The following is a 20,711-nucleotide window of genomic DNA, read 5'->3' on the forward strand; positions in this document are numbered from 1 at the left end:
GAAGAGTGAATCTGCTTTCCGAAATTATCACATTTTTTGCCATGGTTTCGAATCCATCGCGTGCTGCCGGCATTGCCGCCGGCAAAAATACGCTAGAATACAGCAAGGTTTTTGGGGAAGCGCCGGATGATCCGGGTGACGGACACTTCCCGTCATTCAGTTTACAAATTTAACACAGGAGAGTTTCAGCATGTCGATGGCGGACCGTGACGGGGTTATCTGGTATGACGGAGAGATGGTTCCGTGGCGCAATGCCACGACCCACGTACTTACCCATACCCTGCATTATGGAATGGGTGTATTCGAAGGGTTGCGCGCCTATCAGACACCCGGGGGGCCGGCCATTTTCCGTCTGCCCGAGCACACGGAACGTCTGTTTTACTCGGCACATGTCTTCAGAATGAAAATCCCTTTTGATCAGCCCACGCTGATACAGGCACAGCTGGATGTCGTCCGGCAGAACAGGTTAACCTCCGGCTATATTCGTCCAATCGTCTTCTACGGGTCGGAAGCCATGGGATTATCCGCCAAGAACCTGTCTGTCCACGTCGCCATCGCTGCCTGGTCATGGGGAACCTACCTGGGCGCAGATGCGCTGGAAAACGGGATTCGCGTCAAAACCTCCTCGTTCACCCGCCACCACGTCAATATCAACATGTGCCGTGCCAAGTCGGTCGCCACTTATACCAACTCGATCCTGGCGCATCAGGAAGTTGCACAGGACGGTTATGAGGAAGCCTTGCTGCTGGACGTGGATGGTTATGTCGCGGAAGGTTCTGGTGAAAACATTTTCATCATCAAAAAAGGCAAGATTTACACACCTGATCTGACAGCCTGCCTGGAAGGCATCACACGCGCATCGGTCATTCAACTGGCGCAAGAAGCCGGTATCGAGGTCATTCAGAAACGGATTACCCGTGATGAAGTCTACTGCGCGGATGAAGCCTTTTTTACCGGTACGGCAGCAGAAATCACGCCGATCCGTGAACTGGATTGTCGTATGATTGGTAACGGTAAACGCGGTCCTGTCACCGAACAACTGCAAACCGCATTTTTTGACTGCGTCAACGGCAAATCAGACAAACATGCAGATTGGCTGCATTACGCCGATTAGACGCATTATGTTTAACTGTTGAACAGATGAAATTGCCAATGAATACTTCTTCTACACCCGCTTATCCACAAGAAATCGAAATCAGCCCGGATGATTTGCCGCTGTATTGCCCGAATCCATTGATGGATGCAAGAAGTTGGCACCCGCGCGTTTTTCTCGAGATCGAAGCAACCGGCAGCGCCATGTGTCCCTACTGCAGTACGCAATATATCCTGAAAGGTACGCCAAATCCGGATCACCATCATTCATGACATGGACAGGCATCCGGCCTTCCTGCCATTCATCATTTAATCCGAACCCGGGAGTCGTCACTGCATGAGTAATATCGCACCTGAAATTTTCAAGGCTTATGACATCCGTGGCATCGTAGAAACTGCGCTGACACCAGCAACAGTAGAACTTATCGGCCACGCCATTGGCTCTGAAGCACGCGAGCGTCAGCTTACCACCATCGCGATCGGCCGCGATGGCCGCCTGTCCGGGCCGGAGCTGGCGCAGGCACTGACGAACGGCATCCGCAAAAGTGGAATCGATGTCATCGATGTGGGTATGGTCCCCACCCCGGTGCTGTACTACGCCGCACACGAATTATGCGGCTACTCGGGAGTCATGGTGACCGGCAGCCACAATCCGCCTGAATATAACGGTCTCAAAATCGTACTGGGTGGCGAAACGCTGGCGGCAGAAGCAATCCAGTCACTGCGTCTGCGTATCGAGCAGGCTAACTTCCAGCACGGACAAGGGAGTTATCGTCAGCATGACATCGTACAAAGCTATCTGCAACGAATCATCGCTGACGTCAAACTTGCCCGGCCGGTCAAGATCGTTGTTGACTGCGGCAATGGTGTCACCGGTGTGCTGGCGTCCGAACTTTATCGCCGGTTGGGCTGCGAAGTAATCGAACTGTTTTGTGAAGTCGATGGTACCTTCCCGAATCATCATCCTGATCCTTCAGTACCGGAAAATCTGCAGGATGTCATCCGGACACTGGCTACCACCGATGCCGAAATCGGTTTTGCCTTCGACGGCGATGGTGATCGTCTGGGCGTTGTCACCAAAGACGGGAGCATCATTTATCCGGATCGCCAGCTCATGCTGTTTGCTGCCGATGTACTGTCCAGGAACCCTGGCGGTCAGATCATCTATGATGTCAAATGCACACGCACACTGGCACCCTGGATCATCCGGCATGGTGGTAAGCCAGTCATGTGGAAAACGGGGCATTCCTTCATCAAGGCCAAGCTAAAAGAAACCGGTGCATTGCTGGCCGGTGAAATGAGTGGCCATATTTTTTTCAAGGAACGCTGGTACGGATTCGACGATGGTCTGTATGCCGGTACACGTCTGCTGGAATTGCTCAGCAAACAGGTTGATCCGGCTGCGGTACTGCACGCCCTGCCCGATACGATCAATACGCCCGAACTGCAGATCAGGCTCAAAGAAGGAGAAAATCATGCCCTGATCGCCCAGCTTCAGCGCGATGCAGACTTTCCTGAAGCCAACCAGGTCATTACGATCGATGGCTTGCGAGTGGAATACAAAGACGGATTCGGTCTGATCCGGGCATCCAACACCACTCCGGTCGCGGTACTGCGCTTCGAGGCGGATAATCAGGCTGCGCTGGAACGCATTCAGCAGGATTTCCGACGGGTCATCCTGCAAGCCAGGCCGGATGCAGCCCTGCCCTTCTGACCGGGCATCAGCCGCTTACCGGCAGCTCTTCTTACATCTCTTTTTGCCGTGAAGATCGCGCTTGCACAGATCAACTGTACACCAGGTGATCTGCGCGGAAATCAACTCAAAATACTGCATGCCTGCCGGCAAGCCAGGGAAGCCGGTGCTGATCTGGTCATCACTCCGGAAATGTCGCTATGCGGTTATCTCGCGGAAGACTGGCTGTTGCGCAGAGAGTTTGTACAAGCCTGCCATCAGGCACTGACAGAGCTTACCGCACAGGTGCACGATGTTATGCTGATCGTCGGGCACCCTCACAATATGAATGGCAATCTGTTCAATGCCGTTTCTGCCGTCCGGGACGGCCGTCTGCTGGCGACACATTGCAAACAGCATTTGTTCTCTGACCGGTTACAGGATGAGCGTCGCTATTTCAGTGCCGGCAACTCACTCTGCACGTTTGAATGCAGCGGTATACTTTTTGGATTGATGACCGGCTCCGATTACCGGCATGCGGCTCATCTGCAGTCACTACATGCTGCCGGTGCCCAGGTTCTGCTGGCCGTGGATGCTTCTCCCTACTCCATCGACAGCCAGATCGACCGTTATCAGATACTGCGCGAGGGGATCACACAAACCGGGCTGCCTGCTGTTTATATCAATCCGGTCGGCGGGCAGGATGAGCTGGTGTTCGATGGTGCTTCATTCGCGATGGATCACAGCGGTAAACTCGTTTGTCAGCTGCCCGCTTTTCAGGAAGCACTCGCTCTGATCGCGATTCACGGTAATCAGTCGATCTCCGGAGAATGTTCTACCTTGCCGGATCAGGCCGGGAGTATTTACACCGCGTTGCGTTTGGGTCTGCACGATTTCATCACCAAAAACAGATTGCCTGGCGTACTGATCGGTCTGTCCGGTGGTGTTGATTCTGCACTGGTACTGGCAATCGCAGTGGATGCCCTCGGTGCCGAACGAGTCAGAACCGTGATGATGCCCTCACCTTATACCGCCGATATCAGTATTCAGGATGCGCAGACCATGGCAGACAACCTGGGGGTGCACCATGCCGGGATACCGATTACCGGATTGTTCGATCAGTTCCAGCAGGCGTTACAGGCCGAGTTGCAGGCTTGCTCTGATTCCGGTACTTCGGCCACTGTAGAAAATCTGCAGGCTCGTATCCGCGGAACACTGCTGATGGCACTGGCCAACCAGTCCGGCATGCTGGTGCTGCCAACGAGTAACAAATCTGAAACCGCAGTGGGTTACAGCACGTTATACGGAGATATGGCCGGCGGATTTTCGATACTCAAGGATGTCAGCAAAACACTGGTTTACCGGCTTTGCCATTATCGCAACCAGATTTCACCCATCATTCCGCAACGTATTCTGCAACGCCCGCCTTCGGCTGAGTTGCGCCCGGGCCAGATCGATCAGGATAGCCTCCCGCCGTACGATGTACTGGATGCAATCATCGAGGCGTACGTGGAAAACGATCTGTCGGCAGCAGAAATCATCGCTATGAGCTATCCTGAGGAAACCGTTCGGCGCGTGCTGCGCATGATCCATTCCAGTGAATACAAACGCCGACAAGCAGCGCCCGGTATCCGGATCACCCGGCGTGATTTCGGCCGATCGTGGCGATTCCCGCTGACTTCCGGGTTTCCAGATTGAGCTGCCCGGATGACATTACTGTATTCACCGGGCCAGCTGCAGGATCACAAGTCGGTTCACCGATATGATGGAACTCGATCTGCCAGCAACCATCAAACGCGATATGAAATTCCGCTACCTTCTCATCATTGTGCCCTTGCTGTTCCCTGCCCATATATTTGGACAGGAACTGCCCGATCTGGGTGATGTTTCCCAGGCCAGCGTCACTCCTCACCAGGAGCGACAGATCGGCATACAGATCATGCGCGAGATCCGCGCGGATTCCAGCTATCTGGACGACCCTGAAATTGCCGATTACCTGACCCGGCTGGGCAACCGGCTGATTGCTGCCTCAGGCCAGACCAATCCGGACAATCCGTTCGAATTTTTTGCCATCAATGATTCCTCGATCAATGCTTTTGCCCTCCCGGGCGCATTCGTGGGATTTCACAGCGGCCTGATCACCGCCGCACAAAACGAATCGGAACTGGCCGGCGTCATGGCGCATGAAATTGCGCACGTTACTCAAAAGCATCTTGCCCGAATGATCTCCGGAACCTCGTATTTAGGCCTACTCGGGTCGATCGCAGCACTGGCCATCGCTATTCTTGCTTCCCGCTCCAACCCCAATGCCGGCCAGGCAGTCCTGGCCACCGCTCAAGCCAGCGCCATACAATCCCAGCTGAATTTCACCCGCAAGCATGAAAAAGAAGCCGATCGTGTCGGATTCAACATGCTCATCAAGGCCGGGTTCGATCCGCACGGCATGTCATCCTTCTTTGAGCGCATGCAGCATGCCAGCCGCTATTACGAAAATGGCATGCCTTCTTACCTCATGACTCACCCGGTCACGCATGAACGTATCGCCGATATTCAGAATCGCACTCAGGAGCTGGGTTACCGGCAGGTGCCGGACAGCCTGGAATTTCATCTGGTTCGCGCCAAGATCCGTGCTTCCCGCGGTAATCCGGCTTCAGTCATCAATGAATTCAAGGCACGTCTGCAGGATAAACGCTATATCAACGAAATTGCAGAACGATACGGCCTGATCCAGGCTTTGCTGCGTGCGAGACAGTTCAAACTAGCAGATGAAGAATTGAATACGCTTTACCGGACCATTCAATCCGATTCTTCGGCCCAGCCACTCAAGAATCATCGTCTGGGAAAATCTATTCAGGTGGAGGGGGATTATCTGCAATCCGCTGCCATGATTGAAACACTTGCAGCACGCGTCAAATTTGCCAGTGGGCAGACCGATGACGCTTTCCGGCTGTATCAGTCTGCATTGCAATCCTTCCCGCATTATCGCGCTTTGGTTTACGGTTACGCCGATGCACTGCTGCAACACAAGGATGCACAGGCTGCGCTGGATTTCATCAATGGCCAGTCCCAGTTCATCCATGACGATATCCGGCTTTACCGGCTTACGGCCCAGTGCCATGCCGCACTGGGAAATGCCTTGCTGCAACATCAGGCTGAAGCCGAGGCCCTGATCCGCGAAGGTAATCTGCGGGCAGCAATAGAGCAGCTCCAGATCGCTTTGCGCCATAAACATGATAATTTCTACCAGTTATCCAGCGTGGAAGCACGTCTGCGACAGATCAAGGAATTCGTGGCTGCAGAGAAAGAAAAAAAATAGATTCCATTCGGTCATTTCTTCTGCTAAAAATTCAGCGGCCCGATACGCCTCATTCGATAAAGGTATTGTTTTCATGTTCAGCTCACGCAGAAAAATCGTTCTTTTCCTGATCATCCTGTTTACGAGTGTCATTTACGGCTATTTTTCACTACAGGGAGAATCCGGAAAAATACGGTATACAACCCGGGCTGCCGACCAGGGAGATATCGTGCGCACGATATCCGCCAATGGCACGCTCACACCGCTGGAACTGGTCGATATCGGCACACAGATCTCCGGCAGGGTGATCGAGCTGTTCGCCGATTTCAATGATCAGGTAAAAACCGGCCAGATCCTGGCAAAACTCGATCCGGCTCTGCTCAATGCGCAACTGCGGCAATCCGAGGCCAGTCTGAAAAGTGCGCAGACTGCCTTATCGGTCACCATCAATAAAGCCAACCGCAGCCGTAACCTGATTGAAAAAGGCTTCCTCTCGAAAGAAGCAATGGATGAAGTCAAAGAATTACTCGATTCTGCACGGGCACAGGTCATCGTCAGCCAGGCACAGGTTGCACGTGATCAGGCCAACCTGGATTACAGTATCATCCGCTCACCCATTTCCGGTGTCGTCGTCGCCCGGAACGTCAATATCGGGCAGACCGTTGCCGCCAATTTCCAGACACCCACCCTGTTTCAGGTCGCGCGTGATCTGAAACAGATGCAGATCAATATCAGTGTGGCAGAAGCAGATATCGGTCAGATCCATACCGGCCAGACGATGGTATTCACCGTGGATGCGTTCCAGGATCGCGAATTCTCTGCCATCGTCAAGCAGATACGCCTCAACCCCACGGTTCAGGAAAACGTGGTGACATACAATGTCATCGCAACCGTCATCAATGAAGAGGGCACTCTGCTGCCCGGGATGACAGCCAACGTGCGTTTCATCGTCAACGAAAAAACAGAAGTATTGCGTGTACCCAATGCCGCCCTGCGCTATAAACCCAGTCTGGAAGAACTGATCGCCACAGCGGAAACACAACCTGGCAAACGGTTGCTCTACCGGCTGGAGGGCAATCGGCCGGTAGCGATCAGTGTAACCACCGGCATTACCGACGGTAATTTCACTGAAATTCTCTCCAATGAACTCAATGTGAACGATCCGCTCATCATCGAAGAAACGATCGGTAAAAAACAGGATAAGTCGGCTGCCAGCAATTTCAGATTCAGGATGTTCTGATGGTCCATCCCGGCGGTTCCAGTGAACCTTTGATTGAGGTGGAAAAGCTCTGCAAGATCTACCGGCTGGGTAACCACGCCGGTACCTCCCTCAACCTGCAGGTACTGTTCGATGTCAGTTTCACGATACGGCGTGGGGAGTTTGTCGCAATCATGGGGCATTCCGGCTCCGGAAAATCCACTCTGATGAACATACTCGGCTGTCTGGATACGCCTACCAGCGGCCACTACCGGCTGGCAGGACACGATGTGTCAACCCTTTCCGGCAATCAGCTCGCCAGCGTGCGCAACCGGCAAATTGGTTTCGTATTCCAGGGGTTCAATCTGCTCAGGCGCATGACTGCGCTGGATAACGTGGCCATTCCATTACTGTACGCAGGTTACAGCCGGGCAGAAAGTCGTCGCCGGGCAATGTCGCTGCTGCAGCAAACCGGGCTGGAAAAGTTTGTCATGCATCAACCCGGCCAACTTTCCGGGGGACAGCAACAGCGTGTCGCCATCAGTCGGGCACTGATCAATCAGCCGCAACTCATCCTTGCGGATGAACCTACCGGCAATCTGGATACCCAAACCAGCCACGAAATCATGCAATTGTTCGACCGCCTCAATCGTGAAGAAGGCATGACGATCGTCATCGTTACGCATGAAGAAGACATTGCTGCGTGGACTCGCCGTCTGATCCGGCTCAAGGACGGGCGAATCATTGAAGACAGGCCGATAGCCAAACCAGTCGTTCCTCTTTCCAAATCATGAATTTACTGACTATCATCGGTGAGGCCACGCGGGCACTGCAGACCAACCGCCTGCGAACTGCGCTCACCATGCTCGGCATGATCATCGGCGTGGCTGCAGTGGTACTGATGCTATCCATCGGACAGGGCGCACAAACCAGCATCAACAGTGCCATTGCCTCAATGGGCAGCCATCTGCTGATCGTCATGCCCGGCGCAACTTCATCCGGCGGACTGCGCTGGGGCAGCGGCAGTGTCAAAACGCTGACCGTACAGGATGCGCACGCGATTGCAGAATTGCCCATGGTCGATGCAACCGCACCGGTGATTTCAGGTACCGCACAGCTCAACTATGGTGCCAACAACTGGAGCACCGTGCTGACAGGCGTCACCCCGGACTATTTTTCCGTCAACAACTGGGAAATGGCCGATGGCGAGATCTTTACCGAAGGAGATTTACGCTCCGGCACCCGCGTAGCCGTGCTGGGCCAGATCACAGCAAACAGCTTGTTCGGAAACGAAGATCCAGTAGGAAAGATTGTCCGGATTGCCAACCGGCCGTTCACAGTTGTCGGCGTTCTGGTTGCCAAAGGCCAAAGCCTTTCAGGACGTGACCAGGATGATAACGTATTCATTCCGCTCACCACCGCACAACGGCAGATCATCGGCAACCAGTTCCCCGGATCGATCAATCACATGACAGTTCGGGCAAAAACGGCAGACAGCATGGAAGCCGCCGAAGCAGAAATCACCCGCCTGCTGCGTCAGCGCCACCGTATTAGCGCCCATATGGAAAACGATTTCACCGTTCGCAATCTGACTGCACTCGCTTCCGTGGCAAGCAACACTGCCAGGGTCATGGCATGGATGCTGGGCGCAGTTGCCTCGGTTTCTCTCCTGGTGGGAGGTATTGGCATCATGAATATCATGCTGGTATCCGTCACGGAGCGTACTCGTGAAATTGGCATCCGTATGGCAATCGGTGCGAATCAGCGGATGATTCTCACTCAGTTCCTGCTGGAATCGCTGATGATCTGTATCCTGGGTGGGATCACCGGTATCGCCTTGGGAATCGGGGGAGCCTGGCTGGCCAGCCGAATTGCCGAACTCGAAATTGTGATCACACCGGGAATGATCGCCCTGGCATTCTCTTTTTCCTCGATTATCGGCATTTTCTTTGGCCTGTATCCCGCCCGGAAAGCTGCTGCACTCAAACCGGTGGAAGCCCTGCGCCACGAATGATTGTACTGCATTCCGTACTCGGACCAGATCAGGCAGACTGTTCCGGTTGATCAGAGGTTCCTGAAGTAATCTTTTTCGCCCGTGCAGCAACATTTGAGATTTGTTACTATTACCGGACTGACCGGACAAAAATAAAATCAGACCGGGAAATCATTTTTAATCCGGCGGGTACCACCGGATTATCGACAGTATAATTTCCAGCAATTTGCAACTCATCACGGAACCTGTGCCCGGATCGGGATCAACGGGTTTCCGAAGTATGCCTGATACATATTTCCGGCAACTGCGAACTGTTACCCTGTCGGATATCAGCCCGGTGCAATCACTGGTGTCGATCATCTGATTTAATTCTGCCGGCATCTCCGGCAATACCATTTACATTATTTTTCTGAGGATGAACAGCGAGGATCTCCTGTATTTTCTGATAGCGTTACCTTTCGCCGGCAGTGCACTGGCTGCAATACTGCCGGCCAATGCCCGTAATACGGAAGCGTGGCTGGCGGGTAGCGTAATGATCGCGGCGTTTATCATCGCTGCCGGCCTTTATCCATTCATTTCCGAAGGAGAAGCTCTTCGTAATGAAATCGAATGGTTGCCCGGATCTGGCCTGAACTTTACACTCAGGATGGATGGTTTCGCGTGGATGTTCTCGATGCTGATTACCGGCATCGGGTTTCTAGTGGTGCTTTATGCACGTTACTACATGTCCCCCAGAGACCCGGTTCCGCGTTTTTTCTCCTTTCTGCTGGCTTTCGCCGGTGCCATGCAGGGGATGGTCATCGCAGGCAACCTGATTCTGCTGGCCATTTTCTGGGAGCTCACCAGCATCTTTTCATTTCTGCTGATCGGCTACTGGCATCACAATGCGGCAGCACGCGAAGGAGCGCGCATGTCGCTGATCATCACAGGAACCGGTGGGCTTTGCCTGCTTGCCGGGCTGATTCTCGTCGGTCACATCGTCGGCAGCTATGACCTCGACAGCGTTCTGGCAGCAGGCGACAGAATCCGGGAGCATGCGCTGTACGTTCCTGCACTGGTACTCATCCTGTTGGGGGCACTGACCAAAAGTGCGCAGTTTCCTTTCCATTTCTGGCTGCCCAACGCAATGACTGCCCCCACACCGGTATCCGCCTATCTGCATTCAGCCACGATGGTAAAGGCAGGTGTGTTTCTGCTCACCCGGCTGTGGCCGGTATTGTCCGGTACTGATGAATGGTTTTTCATACTCGGGCTGGCTGGCATGAGTACGCTGCTGCTCAGCGCTTACTTCGCCATTTTCCAACAGGATCTCAAGGGATTGCTGGCCTATTCGACCATCAGCCATCTCGGCCTGATTACCACACTACTGAGCCTCGGCAGTCCACTGGCCGCTGTAGCAGCGATTTTTCACATGATGAATCACGCTACTTTCAAGGCATCCCTGTTCATGGCTGCCGGCATCATCGATCATGAAGCCGGAACACGGGATATGCGCAAACTGAGCGGGTTGTTCAGCTACATGCCGATCACGGCCACGCTCGCCATGGTGGCCAGTGCTGCCATGGCAGGTGTACCGCTCCTCAATGGATTCCTTTCGAAAGAAATGTTTTTTGCCGAAACACTCGGGCAACATTCCGGTTCTGTACTGGATGGCATGCTTCCCTATGTCGCAACGATTGCAGGTGCCTTTGCCGTGACCTATTCCGTACGTTTCATCCATACCGTCTTTTTCGGTGAAAAAGCACTGGATCTCCCGCGCGAACCCCATGAACCTCCACACTGGATGCGATTGCCAATCGAGTTTCTGGTGCTGGCCTGTCTCATTGTCGGCATCATTCCGGGCATGACTGTCGGCCCTTATCTGCATACCGCCGTGACCTCGGTACTGGGTGAACACACCCCGCAGTACAGTCTGTCCATATGGCATGGCATCAATACTCCGCTGATCATGAGTGTGATTGCACTCATCAGCGGGGTATTGCTTTATCTGTTATTGAAAAATTATCTTGCCCGATGTGAAGATGGCCCGCCTGGTCTGAGTCATTTCAAAGGTCAGCATATTTTTGACAGGATGCTGGTTACGCTCTCGTGGCGATGGGCACGCTGGCTGGAAGAGTTTTTCGGCACACATCGTCTTCAACCGCAACTGTTTCTGGTCATGCTGATTGCCTTGATTGCCGGCAGTTGGCCGTTCTTTGAAACAAGTATCGATTTCAGTTCGCCGATACTGACTGGAATCGACCCTGTTTTTGCAATACTCTGGGGAATCGGCATCGCCTGTGCACTTGGTGCTGCTTATCAGGCCAAATATCACCGTCTGGCTGCACTGATTCTGATGGGAGGAGCAGGTCTCGTCACCTGTATCACCTTTGTCTGGTTTTCCGCACCCGATCTGGCAGTGACCCAGTTACTGGTAGAAATCGTCACTACCGTTCTGATCCTGCTGGGTCTGCGCTGGCTGCCAAAAAGGGTAGAACAAATCGACAATGCTCTGACACCGGTTGCCTGGATACGCAGATTCCGGGATTTGACGCTGGCTGTCGGCTGTGGGGGGGGAATGGCACTAATAGCCTACAAAGCAATGACCAATACACCATTGCCCGATTCGATCGCTCAATTTTTTCTGGAGCGAGCTCATTCGGAAGGAGGTGGTAACAATGTCGTCAATGTCATCCTGGTCGATTTTCGTGGTTTTGATACCTTCGGTGAAATCACCGTACTGGGCATCGTGGCACTCACCGTTTACGCACTGCTGCGGCGTTTCCGGCCTGCACCGGACAGTATCGATATTCCCGAGCAGCAGCGCAGACAGAATGCTTTTGATGACAATCATCCCGAACGCAGCATTGGAGAAACCATGCATGACTATCTGATGGTACCTTCAATCGTCATGCAGTGGATGTTCCCGTTCATCATTCTGCTGGCGGTTTATTTCTTTCTGCGCGGCCATGATCTGCCAGGCGGCGGGTTTGCTGCCGGTATCACACTGGCTATCGGCCTCCTGTTACAGTACCTCGCCAGTGAAACCCGCTGGGTGGAAGACCGTCTCTATATTCGGCCGGTTCGCTGGATTGGCTCTGGTTTACTGCTAGCGGTGCTGACCGGAACAGGATCATGGCTGTTTGGATTCCCTTTCCTGACTTCTCATTTCGATCATCTGAAAATACCACTGATCGGAGAATTACCGGTCGCCACAGCACTGTTCTTCGATCTGGGTGTCCTGTTACTGGTTGTCGGTGCAACCGCACTGATGCTGATTGCAATAGCCCATCAATCCCTTCGCAGCTATCGCACGCGCTCCGCCGACACTGAAAAAACCGGGGAGGAAGATTAATGGAACTGGTTCTGTCTCTCGGTATCGGCATACTGGTTGGATCAGGTGTATGGCTGCTGCTGCGTCCTCGCACCTACCAAGTCATCATCGGGCTGGGACTGGTCTCTTATGCTGTCAACCTGTTCATTTTCAGCATGGGACGGCTGGTAACAGACAAACCGCCGGTCACGCAGGCAGGTGCTCAAATTGATCCGACAACATTTGCCGATCCGATACCTCAGGCACTGGTACTGACAGCCATTGTCATCGGTTTTGCCACGACGGCACTCTTTCTGGTTGTCCTGCTTGCCTCACGCGGTCTGACGGGCACCGATCATGTTGATGGCAAGGAACCCGACCGATGAATTTATCTCCGGAACACCTTGTCATTGCACCGGTTCTGATTCCATTCATCGCCGGAGTACTGCTGCTTTTTCTCGATGATCGTGCGCGGCACGTCAAAGCCTTCGTATCTGTTCTATCCACCATTGTATTGCTGGTGATATCGATCCTGCTTCTGTGCATTGTGCATACGGATAACAGTGTGAATGAAGACAGGATCGCGGTCTACCTGCTGGGTAACTGGCCACCCCCATTTGCCATCAACCTGGTGCTGGATCGCCTGTCATCGATGATGCTGGTTCTGACCGCGATGCTCGCTCTACCTTCTCTGGTATTTTCACTCGGGCGCTGGCACAAGGCCGGTGTCCATTTTCATACCCTGTTTCTGTTGCTGCTGATGGGGTTGAATGGCGCATTCCTGACCGGAGATCTGTTCAATCTCTTCGTATTCTTTGAAGTTATGCTGGCAGCATCCTACGGTCTGGTATTACACGGATCAGGATTATTGCGGGTGAAGGCGGGGTTACACTACATTGCCATCAACCTTGTCGCTTCACTGCTGTTTCTGATCGGAGTAGCTCTGATTTACAGCGTTACCGGCACGCTCAACATGGCCGATCTGGCCATACGTATCCCGCAAATCAATGAGGCAAACCGCACGATGCTGGAATCTGGGGCAGCCATTCTGAGTGTGGCCTTTCTCATCAAGGCAGGTATGTGGCCATTGAATTTCTGGTTGCCCACGACCTACGCCGCAGCACCAGCGCCGTCAGCAGCCATTTTTGCCATCATGAGTAAAGTCGGCATTTATGTGCTGCTGCGTCTGTCACTGCTGTTTTTCGGGAGTGACCCTGGTTTTCCGGAAAGTCTGGGAGCACAGATACTGCTTTATGGCGGTCTGGCGACGATCAGCTTTGGCACTGTCGGGGTACTTGCTTCACAGACACCGGGACGGTTTGCCGGTTTTTCAGTGCTGATCTCATCCGGTACACTGCTGGCAAGCATCGGTCTGGTACAAACCGAAGTAACTGCCGGTGCCCTGTTTTATCTCGCCAGCTCCACACTGGCGATCAGCGCACTGTTCATGCTCATCGAACTGGTTGAAAGAGGGCAGAATATGGCAGCAAGCGTTCTGGCCGTTACCATGGAAGCATTCGGTTATGACGATGAAGAAACGGAAAACGAGGAAATCATCGGAGTGGCCATTCCAAGAACGATTGCCGTGCTGGGCACATGCTTTGCCGCTTGCACCATTCTGCTGGCCGGTTTGCCGCCCCTTTCGGGTTTCATTGCCAAATTTGTCATCCTCAACGCCCTGTTCAGTCCCGGTGAATCAGGGCAGATGCACTTCATTCCCGCCACTCTCTGGTGGTTCCTGGCGCTGCTCATTTTTTCCGGGCTGGCTACCCTGATCGCCATGAGCCGCTCCGGCATACGTACTTTCTGGGCACCCCCGGTAGATACGGCACTGCCACGGGTACTGCTGATCGAAATCGTACCGGTTGCCGCCTTGCTGTGCATGACACTCGTACTGACCATACAGGCGGGACCGGTGATGCGTTTCATGGAAGCAACCGCAAACAGCCTGCACGCACCACGGCCATACATTGAAGGGGTCATGAAGACACAGAGTGCGGTATTACCACAGCCGATGGAAACGACAGAATGAACAGATTGTTCCCATACCCGTTGCTGATCATCTTACTGATCATCACATGGCTGATGCTGGCCGGTTTCTCAGTCGGCCAGTTTCTGCTTGGCACCCTCACTGCAATTATCGCCACCTGGGGACTGGCCGCGCTGCACCCGGCAAAACCACGACTCCGGCGCTGGGATTTACTGCCCAGACTCTTTGCCATCGTGTTTTACGATATCGTGCGTTCCAACATCGCCGTAGCCGGAATCATTCTGCATGGGGGTAGAAAAGTCGGGAAATCCGGTTTCATGACCATTCCGCTCGATCTGCGCGACCCCATGGGACTGGCCATTCTGGCCATCATCATAACGGGTACCCCCGGCACGGCCTGGATCGACTACAACTCTGCACGTAATATCCTGATACTGCATGTTTTTGATCTGGTTGATGAGACCGCCTGGTTGAATCTGATCAAGAATCGCTATGAATACCTGTTACAGGAGATATTTGAATGAGTGCCACTATTCTTTTCTGGGCCGTTACCACGGCACAAATTGCTCTGGGAATTGCCATGGTACTGGCACTGGCCCGCATGATCAGCGGACCGCGTGCTCAGGACAGAGTGCTGGGGCTGGATACACTCTACAATAACTCGATGCTGCTGATGCTCGTTTTTGGCATACGCACCGGTAATTCACTGTATTTTGAAATTTCCCTGATCATTGGTGCGCTGGGTTTTGTGGCAACCGTGGCATTGGCTAAATTTCTGATGCGCGGGGAGGTAATCGAATGAATCATGCTGCTGACCTGCCGATATGGGCCACATTGCTCATTGCCCTTTTTCTGCTGATCGGTGCCGGATTGACACTGGTCGGTTCATTCGGACTTTACCACTTACGCAGTTTCTACGACCGTATTCACGCACCGACTCTCGGAACAAGCTGGGGAACAGCCGGTATCGCCATCGCTTCGGTGATTTACTTCAGTGTCGTGGAATCACAGCTCGTTCTGCATCAACTGCTGATTGGTGTATTCGTAATGGCAACTACACCAGTAACACTGATATTGCTAAGTCGCGCCGCACTTTACCGCGATCGCACGGAAAATAATCGCGATGTCCCTCCACTGCATCCGCTCAGAAACCTGCCCCAGGCATCAGAACTGGAACAGGATTCTATGGCTACTCACAAAAATGCTGGTGAAGAGCAAAAGTAATCCATGGCAGACAAACCAGGAAACGGTCAATGAGACCTTGCAGTGTGTGAGGGAATTCAGCTGCAGGAATGATGTGTAGTAGTTGAGATCTGATCTGACAGTTACCCGATTTGACGAGTGCCTGTTAGATCAGATTCAGTTATTCAATTCGGTAATTTTATCGTCCCATATCTCCTTTGCGTCAATTAAAGTTTGCATCGGGGTGCGTCCACAGCACATTTTTCCCTGGTGAGTCCGCACACTGTTGTAGTAAGCCATCCAATCATCCAGATCGTGTTGTAACTCTTCAATGGACTGGTAAATCTTGCGCCGGAATGTCACCTGGTAGAACTCCTGCAAGATGGTTTTGTGAAAGCGTTCGCAAATACCGTTGGTCTGCGGATGATTGGCTTTCGTTTTGGAATGTTCGATGTCATTGAGTGCCAGATAAAGCTGGTAATCATGATTTTCCGGCTTGCCGCAATATTCGGTACCGCGGTCGGTCAGAATGCGAATAATGCCCATACTCTGTTCAGCAAAGAACGGCAGTACCCGGTCATTGAGCATATCAGCTGATGTAATTGGTGTTTTGTTGGTATACAGCTTCGCTGCTGCCCACTTGGAATAAGTGTCGACGAAGGTTTGCTGGTAAATTCGTCCCACACCTTTGAGGGTACCGACGTAAAAGGTATCCTGACTACCGAGATACCCGGGGTGAGCCGTCTCAATTTCGCCTTGAGCAACATCATCTTCCTGCTTCTTCTCCAATGCTTGCACCTGTGCTTCGGTCAGCACTGCCCCAGTCTCAGCAATATGTTTCTCCAAGGCTGACAGACGCTTCTTGAACGATTCCAGATTCTGGCGCAGCCATACCGAACGGACACCAGACGGAGAAACAAAAATTCCATGCTTACGCAGTTCGTTGGAAACACGAACCTGACCAAAAGCCGGTTGCTCCAGAGCAAAGGCCAGGATCGCTGCTTCCGTCGCTTCTTCTACACGGTTCTTGATATTGGGCTTACGTCGGTTTGCATCTATCAGAGCTTCAACACCTCCTGTTTCCACAGCTGCCTGATAGCGATAGAAAGTATCGCGAGAAAAACCCATCACCTTACAGGCACGGGATACATTGCCAAGCTCAGCTGCCAGATTAAGCAAGCCAATCTTGTGTTTAATGATTTTATGATGAACACTGCTCATGGGATTACTCCTTTACGCTTTCGCGTTTGGTTGATAAAGATTCGCACCTCTATCAAACCGGGTAATCCCACCTCTTGGCAAGACCTGCTGTCAGATCAAATCTGAACTACTACAAATGATGCACGGATGAAGAAGAATGTGTTGAATTGCTCAACTTGCGAGCATCAGGAAGATTGATTGGAATAACTGCTTAAACTACCCCGGATCCCACCTTGCTTCATCCGGATCAGAAAACGAACTTCGATCGCAAATGAAACAGGGGAACCCGGAGTAATCACGAAACAACTGGCTTATTTGTGCATTGCACGTTTGAACATGCGATCAATTTTGGTTTCGGTATCAATCGAGCGTGCATTGGCCTCATTGGCCTTATCCATTGCCTGATTAGCGATATTGACCGCATCATTGGCGGCTGCTCTGGCAGCAGCTGCATCTGATTTCGTTGCAGAAACATTGGATTCCAGTGCATCGACACGCGATTTGAGTGCTTCAACCTCCCCGGTCGTTGCACAAGCGGACAAACCAGCACAAGCACCCACCAATACAAACATCGTTACCATTCTTTTCTTGTTCATTTCATCTATCTCCTTAATAAAAAAACATCACTTCACACTTTCACCCACTATTTCAAGAAAAACGTACATAACCTAACCCGATTTATAACACATTGCAATATAAATCAAATGCAATAAAAACCTGAATGTGGCCTATTGATCGGCTGGACAAACGCCATAACCCATAAAAGACTTTCTTATTTTCAATGAAATCAGAAATCACATACAAATATGACATACAGTTACATTTTTCTTGCACTCGGGGCAATTAGTCGTTCCCGTCAACTTTCAGCAGTACCCTGCTCAGTTCGGCACTAGGCCGTGCCGCGATACGTTCAAACCAGGGGCCGATTTTTGGCAAATCGCGGTCGAACGGCTGATTGACCGCTACACCAAAATCCAGCCATACATAAAGCCAGATATCAGCAGCAGTAAAACGTTCACCACACAGATACGGCCCTGTTCCGAACATACCATCCAGCCAGCGCAGTCGATCCTGCGCCACACGCTTCAATCCGTCAGCCGCTTCGGGCAACACCGGGATACGGGGCTCAAACCGAGCCAACCCTTCCGCATAATGGTATGCATTATGAATAAATTCGGTAATATTGAGTTCCACCCGTCGCCACCATTGTCGGGTTTGTGCGCGCTGTTCGGGTGTATTGCCGATCAGCGCCGGTAAGGGATGAAGCTCTTCCAGATATTCTGCAATGGCAACGGCTTCTGTTAGCGTACTACCATCATCCAGACGCAACGCCGGGGTTTGTCCTGCCGGATTGACAGCCAGATACGCCGGCTGCCGATTTTCTCCAGTCATGACGTCCACTGTCACTGCTGACAGTTGTAACTGTTTCTCCAGCAGGAACATTCGTAAACAACGCGGCGCAGGACTGTGCGCATCATAAATCAGCATGAATCAACTCCGTTATTGCACAAATAGAGGATAGCGAGCGTAAAAACCGGCTGACGAAGCCACGTTTGTTTTTATTCGCATGAGCATAATCCGCAAGCACAGTTCCACCCAACCCGAACCTCTCACAACCGTCCTCGCTTACGACAGGCATCATTACTTTCCTGTTCCACAATTATGCAATCAGAATACACGACATGGAAGTACGATCGAGAAACGTGGCCAGTCAGCACATGGATAAATACAACTGCTACCCTGCACGTGCCTCAAGCCACTCTGGAGATTTTCTCAATCAGGGTATTATTCATGGAGCCATTATCTGAAGCATGGTCACTGACCCATTCTATCAGCTCGTGTGCAGGCATGGGACGACCGAACAGATAACCCTGTACCTGATCACACCTCGCTTTTCTGAGGAAAGCATATTGTTCATGCGTCTCGACACCCTCTGCCACCACCCTGTGCCCCAGCGAATGTACCATCTGGACAATGGCAGTAACGATCGCTTCAGATTTTGAATTCTTGCCGATATCGTCTACCAGGGATTTATCAATCTTCAGAACGTTGAACGGCAGATGTGAAAGCTGGTACAAATTGGAGTAACCCGTACCAAAATCATCAATTGAAATTTGTGCACCAGCCTCCCGCAGTTGTTCCAGGCGCGATTTTGCCGTCGCAAAATCAGACATGATCATTGATTCAGTAAGTTCGATCTCGATAAGTAGCGGGTCAACTGCGTGTTGTTCAAGAATAGCGAGAATTTCATTTGCTATGCCGGAACGCTCGAACTGTACTGCAGAAACATTCACCGCAATGGGCATCGGCATCCCTACCTCCTGCCACGCGCGTGCCTGCCTGGCAACCATACGCAGGATATTCGTGCCAAGTGCTGGCATCAATCCGCATTGTTCAGCTATTCCGACAAATCTGGCTGGTGGTATCGCCCCTTTTTGCGGATGTTTCCAGCGCACCAGAGCCTCGACACCCGTAACCTGCAAGGTCTGGGCATTCAGCTTGGGCTGATAATGCATGTCCAGCATATCCTCTTCAATCGCCTTGCGCAGATCGGCCTCAATCTGGCTGCGTTCAACTGCAATATTCTTGAGTGATTCATCAAAAAACCGATATTGGTTTTTACCGGATTCTTTTGCCGAGTACATAGCTATATCGGCGTTGATCAGAAGCTGCCTCGGATCATCCGAGTCCGAGGTCACCCGGGCAATACCGATACTGGCACCAATCCTCAGTTCATTGTCGCTGACCAGGAAAGGTTCGTTCACTGCTTTGAGAATATCCGCAGCGTATTTCTCGAGTACGCGTCGATGAAATTCTCCCGGCATGATTGCCACGAACTCATCTCCGGCAAAGCGAGCGAAAACAAGTTTTTCAGGACAAGTTTGGCGTAACTCACCAAATGCTGTCGTACAATTTTCAATCTGGCCACGTGTCAGATTAAATCCCTTTTCGATGACCCTCCGACTTACCTGACGCAGCAGTTCATCCCCTCCCTCATGGCCCAATGTGTCATTGATGCGCTTAAACCCATCGAGATCGATAAACATCAGCGCACCCTTGCAATCCGCACTCCCCCGCATTCTCGCGGCAAGATCCAGAACATGGCTGACCACGGCCCGATTGGGCAATCCTGTCACAGCATCCGTATACGCCAGTGTATTGATCCGCACGATATTGGAATTGAGGCGATTCACCATTGCACGAAAACTGTCAGCGAGGCTACCGACTTCACAGGCACAATCCACATCGACCGGTCTATCGAAATCTCCCGCTGCTATGGCATCGGTACTCTTGTTGAGCTCACGTATGGTATTTGTCAGCTTATTTGCGGCAAAATACGTAATTGCCGCAGGCAGGGAGATACTCAGCAGAATTGCCACAACGACTATACTGTCAGATGTTCCGGATTCTATTAACGGGAGTACATAGTGGTATTGCAGAAATGTACACAACGCCGTAAACACCAGAGCCATCAGCGTAAATCGGATCGGGATACTGTTTAGCCCTCTCCCCTTGATTTTTCCGCCTTCTGGAATAAAGTTCCCGCCACGGGCAGTAAAACGCGCAACCCGGATTGCATATCTAGCAATAATCAGTTTCACCAGTTTTCCTTTTTGCTTGAATACCCCGGGGCTCTAAATGTTGCCGGCTGGTTTAGGATAATTTCATTTTTGTATTATTTCGATCACTGAAGGTAAAACGGACAAATATATGAAACCTTTATAAACTTGTGTAATTCATGAGCCATGGGATGATGATTTCTGCGTAACGTGGAATTTCCCATATCTGTCGTATCT

19 protein-coding genes are annotated in these 20,711 nt (G+C 52.0%); 15 read left to right on the forward strand and 4 right to left on the reverse strand.

Features of this window, described 5'->3' with window-relative positions; all coding sequences use genetic code 11:
• The first annotated feature begins 5 nt into the window (after positions 1–5).
• The 15 genes from HRU73_RS07825 to mnhG all read left to right on the forward strand — a co-directional run bounded on the left by HRU73_RS07825 (position 6) and on the right by mnhG (position 15,756).
• Entirely contained in the window at positions 6–173 is a 168-nt protein-coding gene (locus HRU73_RS07825) for a hypothetical protein (RefSeq protein ID WP_287398339.1), read from the forward strand.
• A 17-nt stretch (positions 174–190) separates the two neighbouring features.
• A complete protein-coding gene (locus HRU73_RS07830; RefSeq protein WP_011112430.1) occupies positions 191–1,114 on the forward strand; it encodes a branched-chain amino acid transaminase in 924 nt (307 codons plus the stop codon).
• Positions 1,115–1,152: 38 nt separating this feature from the next.
• Complete coding sequence (locus tag HRU73_RS07835; protein ID WP_041356810.1) at positions 1,153–1,365, forward strand: zinc-finger domain-containing protein; 213 nt, start codon at positions 1,153–1,155, stop codon at positions 1,363–1,365.
• A gap of 64 nt (positions 1,366–1,429) precedes the next feature.
• A complete protein-coding gene (locus HRU73_RS07840) occupies positions 1,430–2,806 on the forward strand; it encodes a phosphomannomutase/phosphoglucomutase (RefSeq protein ID WP_287398340.1) in 1,377 nt (458 codons plus the stop codon).
• Between the two features lie 48 nt (positions 2,807–2,854).
• Positions 2,855–4,462, forward strand: coding sequence for an NAD+ synthase (locus HRU73_RS07845; protein ID WP_287398342.1), 1,608 nt, complete (start codon positions 2,855–2,857; stop codon positions 4,460–4,462).
• A 64-nt stretch (positions 4,463–4,526) separates the two neighbouring features.
• The gene (locus HRU73_RS07850; protein WP_287398344.1) at positions 4,527–6,080 is read left to right on the forward strand and encodes a M48 family metalloprotease; all 1,554 of its coding nucleotides are present in this window, start codon (positions 4,527–4,529) and stop codon (positions 6,078–6,080) included.
• A gap of 73 nt (positions 6,081–6,153) precedes the next feature.
• Complete coding sequence (locus HRU73_RS07855; RefSeq protein ID WP_287398345.1) at positions 6,154–7,299, forward strand: efflux RND transporter periplasmic adaptor subunit; 1,146 nt, start codon at positions 6,154–6,156, stop codon at positions 7,297–7,299.
• Positions 7,299–8,051, forward strand: a complete 753-nt coding sequence (locus HRU73_RS07860) for an ABC transporter ATP-binding protein (RefSeq protein WP_287398346.1) — start codon at positions 7,299–7,301, stop codon at positions 8,049–8,051. The genes HRU73_RS07855 and HRU73_RS07860 overlap by 1 nt, the downstream gene beginning before the upstream one ends.
• Positions 8,048–9,271: an ABC transporter permease gene (locus HRU73_RS07865; RefSeq protein ID WP_011112437.1), complete on the forward strand. Its 1,224-nt coding sequence runs from the start codon at positions 8,048–8,050 to the stop codon at positions 9,269–9,271. Before HRU73_RS07860 ends, HRU73_RS07865 begins: the two co-directional genes overlap by 4 nt.
• A 394-nt stretch (positions 9,272–9,665) precedes the next feature.
• Positions 9,666–12,584, forward strand: coding sequence for a monovalent cation/H+ antiporter subunit A (locus tag HRU73_RS07870; RefSeq protein WP_287398347.1), 2,919 nt, complete (start codon positions 9,666–9,668; stop codon positions 12,582–12,584).
• Positions 12,584–12,928 carry a Na+/H+ antiporter subunit C gene (locus HRU73_RS07875; RefSeq protein WP_011112439.1) on the forward strand — a complete coding sequence of 115 codons (345 nt, stop codon included), beginning with the start codon at positions 12,584–12,586 and terminating at the stop codon, positions 12,926–12,928. The genes HRU73_RS07870 and HRU73_RS07875 overlap by 1 nt, the downstream gene beginning before the upstream one ends.
• Positions 12,925–14,574, forward strand: a complete 1,650-nt coding sequence (locus HRU73_RS07880) for a monovalent cation/H+ antiporter subunit D (protein WP_287398348.1) — start codon at positions 12,925–12,927, stop codon at positions 14,572–14,574. Before HRU73_RS07875 ends, HRU73_RS07880 begins: the two co-directional genes overlap by 4 nt.
• Complete coding sequence (locus tag HRU73_RS07885; protein WP_011112441.1) at positions 14,571–15,056, forward strand: Na+/H+ antiporter subunit E; 486 nt, start codon at positions 14,571–14,573, stop codon at positions 15,054–15,056. Before HRU73_RS07880 ends, HRU73_RS07885 begins: the two co-directional genes overlap by 4 nt.
• Positions 15,053–15,334, forward strand: a complete 282-nt coding sequence (locus HRU73_RS07890; protein WP_011112442.1) for a K+/H+ antiporter subunit F — start codon at positions 15,053–15,055, stop codon at positions 15,332–15,334. The genes HRU73_RS07885 and HRU73_RS07890 overlap by 4 nt, the downstream gene beginning before the upstream one ends.
• Entirely contained in the window at positions 15,331–15,756 is a 426-nt protein-coding gene (gene mnhG, locus HRU73_RS07895) for a monovalent cation/H(+) antiporter subunit G (RefSeq protein ID WP_011112443.1), read from the forward strand. The genes HRU73_RS07890 and mnhG overlap by 4 nt, the downstream gene beginning before the upstream one ends.
• Before the next feature lie 135 nt (positions 15,757–15,891).
• On the opposite strand, the gene HRU73_RS07900 is transcribed toward mnhG, so the two are convergent.
• The 4 genes from HRU73_RS07900 to HRU73_RS07915 all read right to left on the reverse strand — a co-directional run bounded on the left by HRU73_RS07900 (position 15,892) and on the right by HRU73_RS07915 (position 20,516).
• On the reverse strand, positions 15,892–16,935 hold the full coding sequence (locus tag HRU73_RS07900; protein WP_287398330.1) for an IS481 family transposase: 1,044 nt from the start codon (positions 16,933–16,935) through the stop codon (positions 15,892–15,894).
• Positions 16,936–17,225: 290 nt separating this feature from the next.
• Complete coding sequence (locus tag HRU73_RS07905; RefSeq protein WP_011112444.1) at positions 17,226–17,510, reverse strand: Lpp/OprI family alanine-zipper lipoprotein; 285 nt, start codon at positions 17,508–17,510, stop codon at positions 17,226–17,228.
• 247 nt (positions 17,511–17,757) lie between these two features.
• The gene (locus tag HRU73_RS07910; protein WP_011112445.1) at positions 17,758–18,402 is read right to left on the reverse strand and encodes a glutathione S-transferase family protein; all 645 of its coding nucleotides are present in this window, start codon (positions 18,400–18,402) and stop codon (positions 17,758–17,760) included.
• Between the two features lie 263 nt (positions 18,403–18,665).
• The gene (locus tag HRU73_RS07915) at positions 18,666–20,516 is read right to left on the reverse strand and encodes a bifunctional diguanylate cyclase/phosphodiesterase (RefSeq protein ID WP_287398349.1); all 1,851 of its coding nucleotides are present in this window, start codon (positions 20,514–20,516) and stop codon (positions 18,666–18,668) included.
• Positions 20,517–20,711 lie beyond the last annotated feature (195 nt).

This window comes from Nitrosomonas sp. H1_AOB3 (assembly GCF_015709435.1).
GTDB lineage: Bacteria > Pseudomonadota > Gammaproteobacteria > Burkholderiales > Nitrosomonadaceae > Nitrosomonas > Nitrosomonas europaea.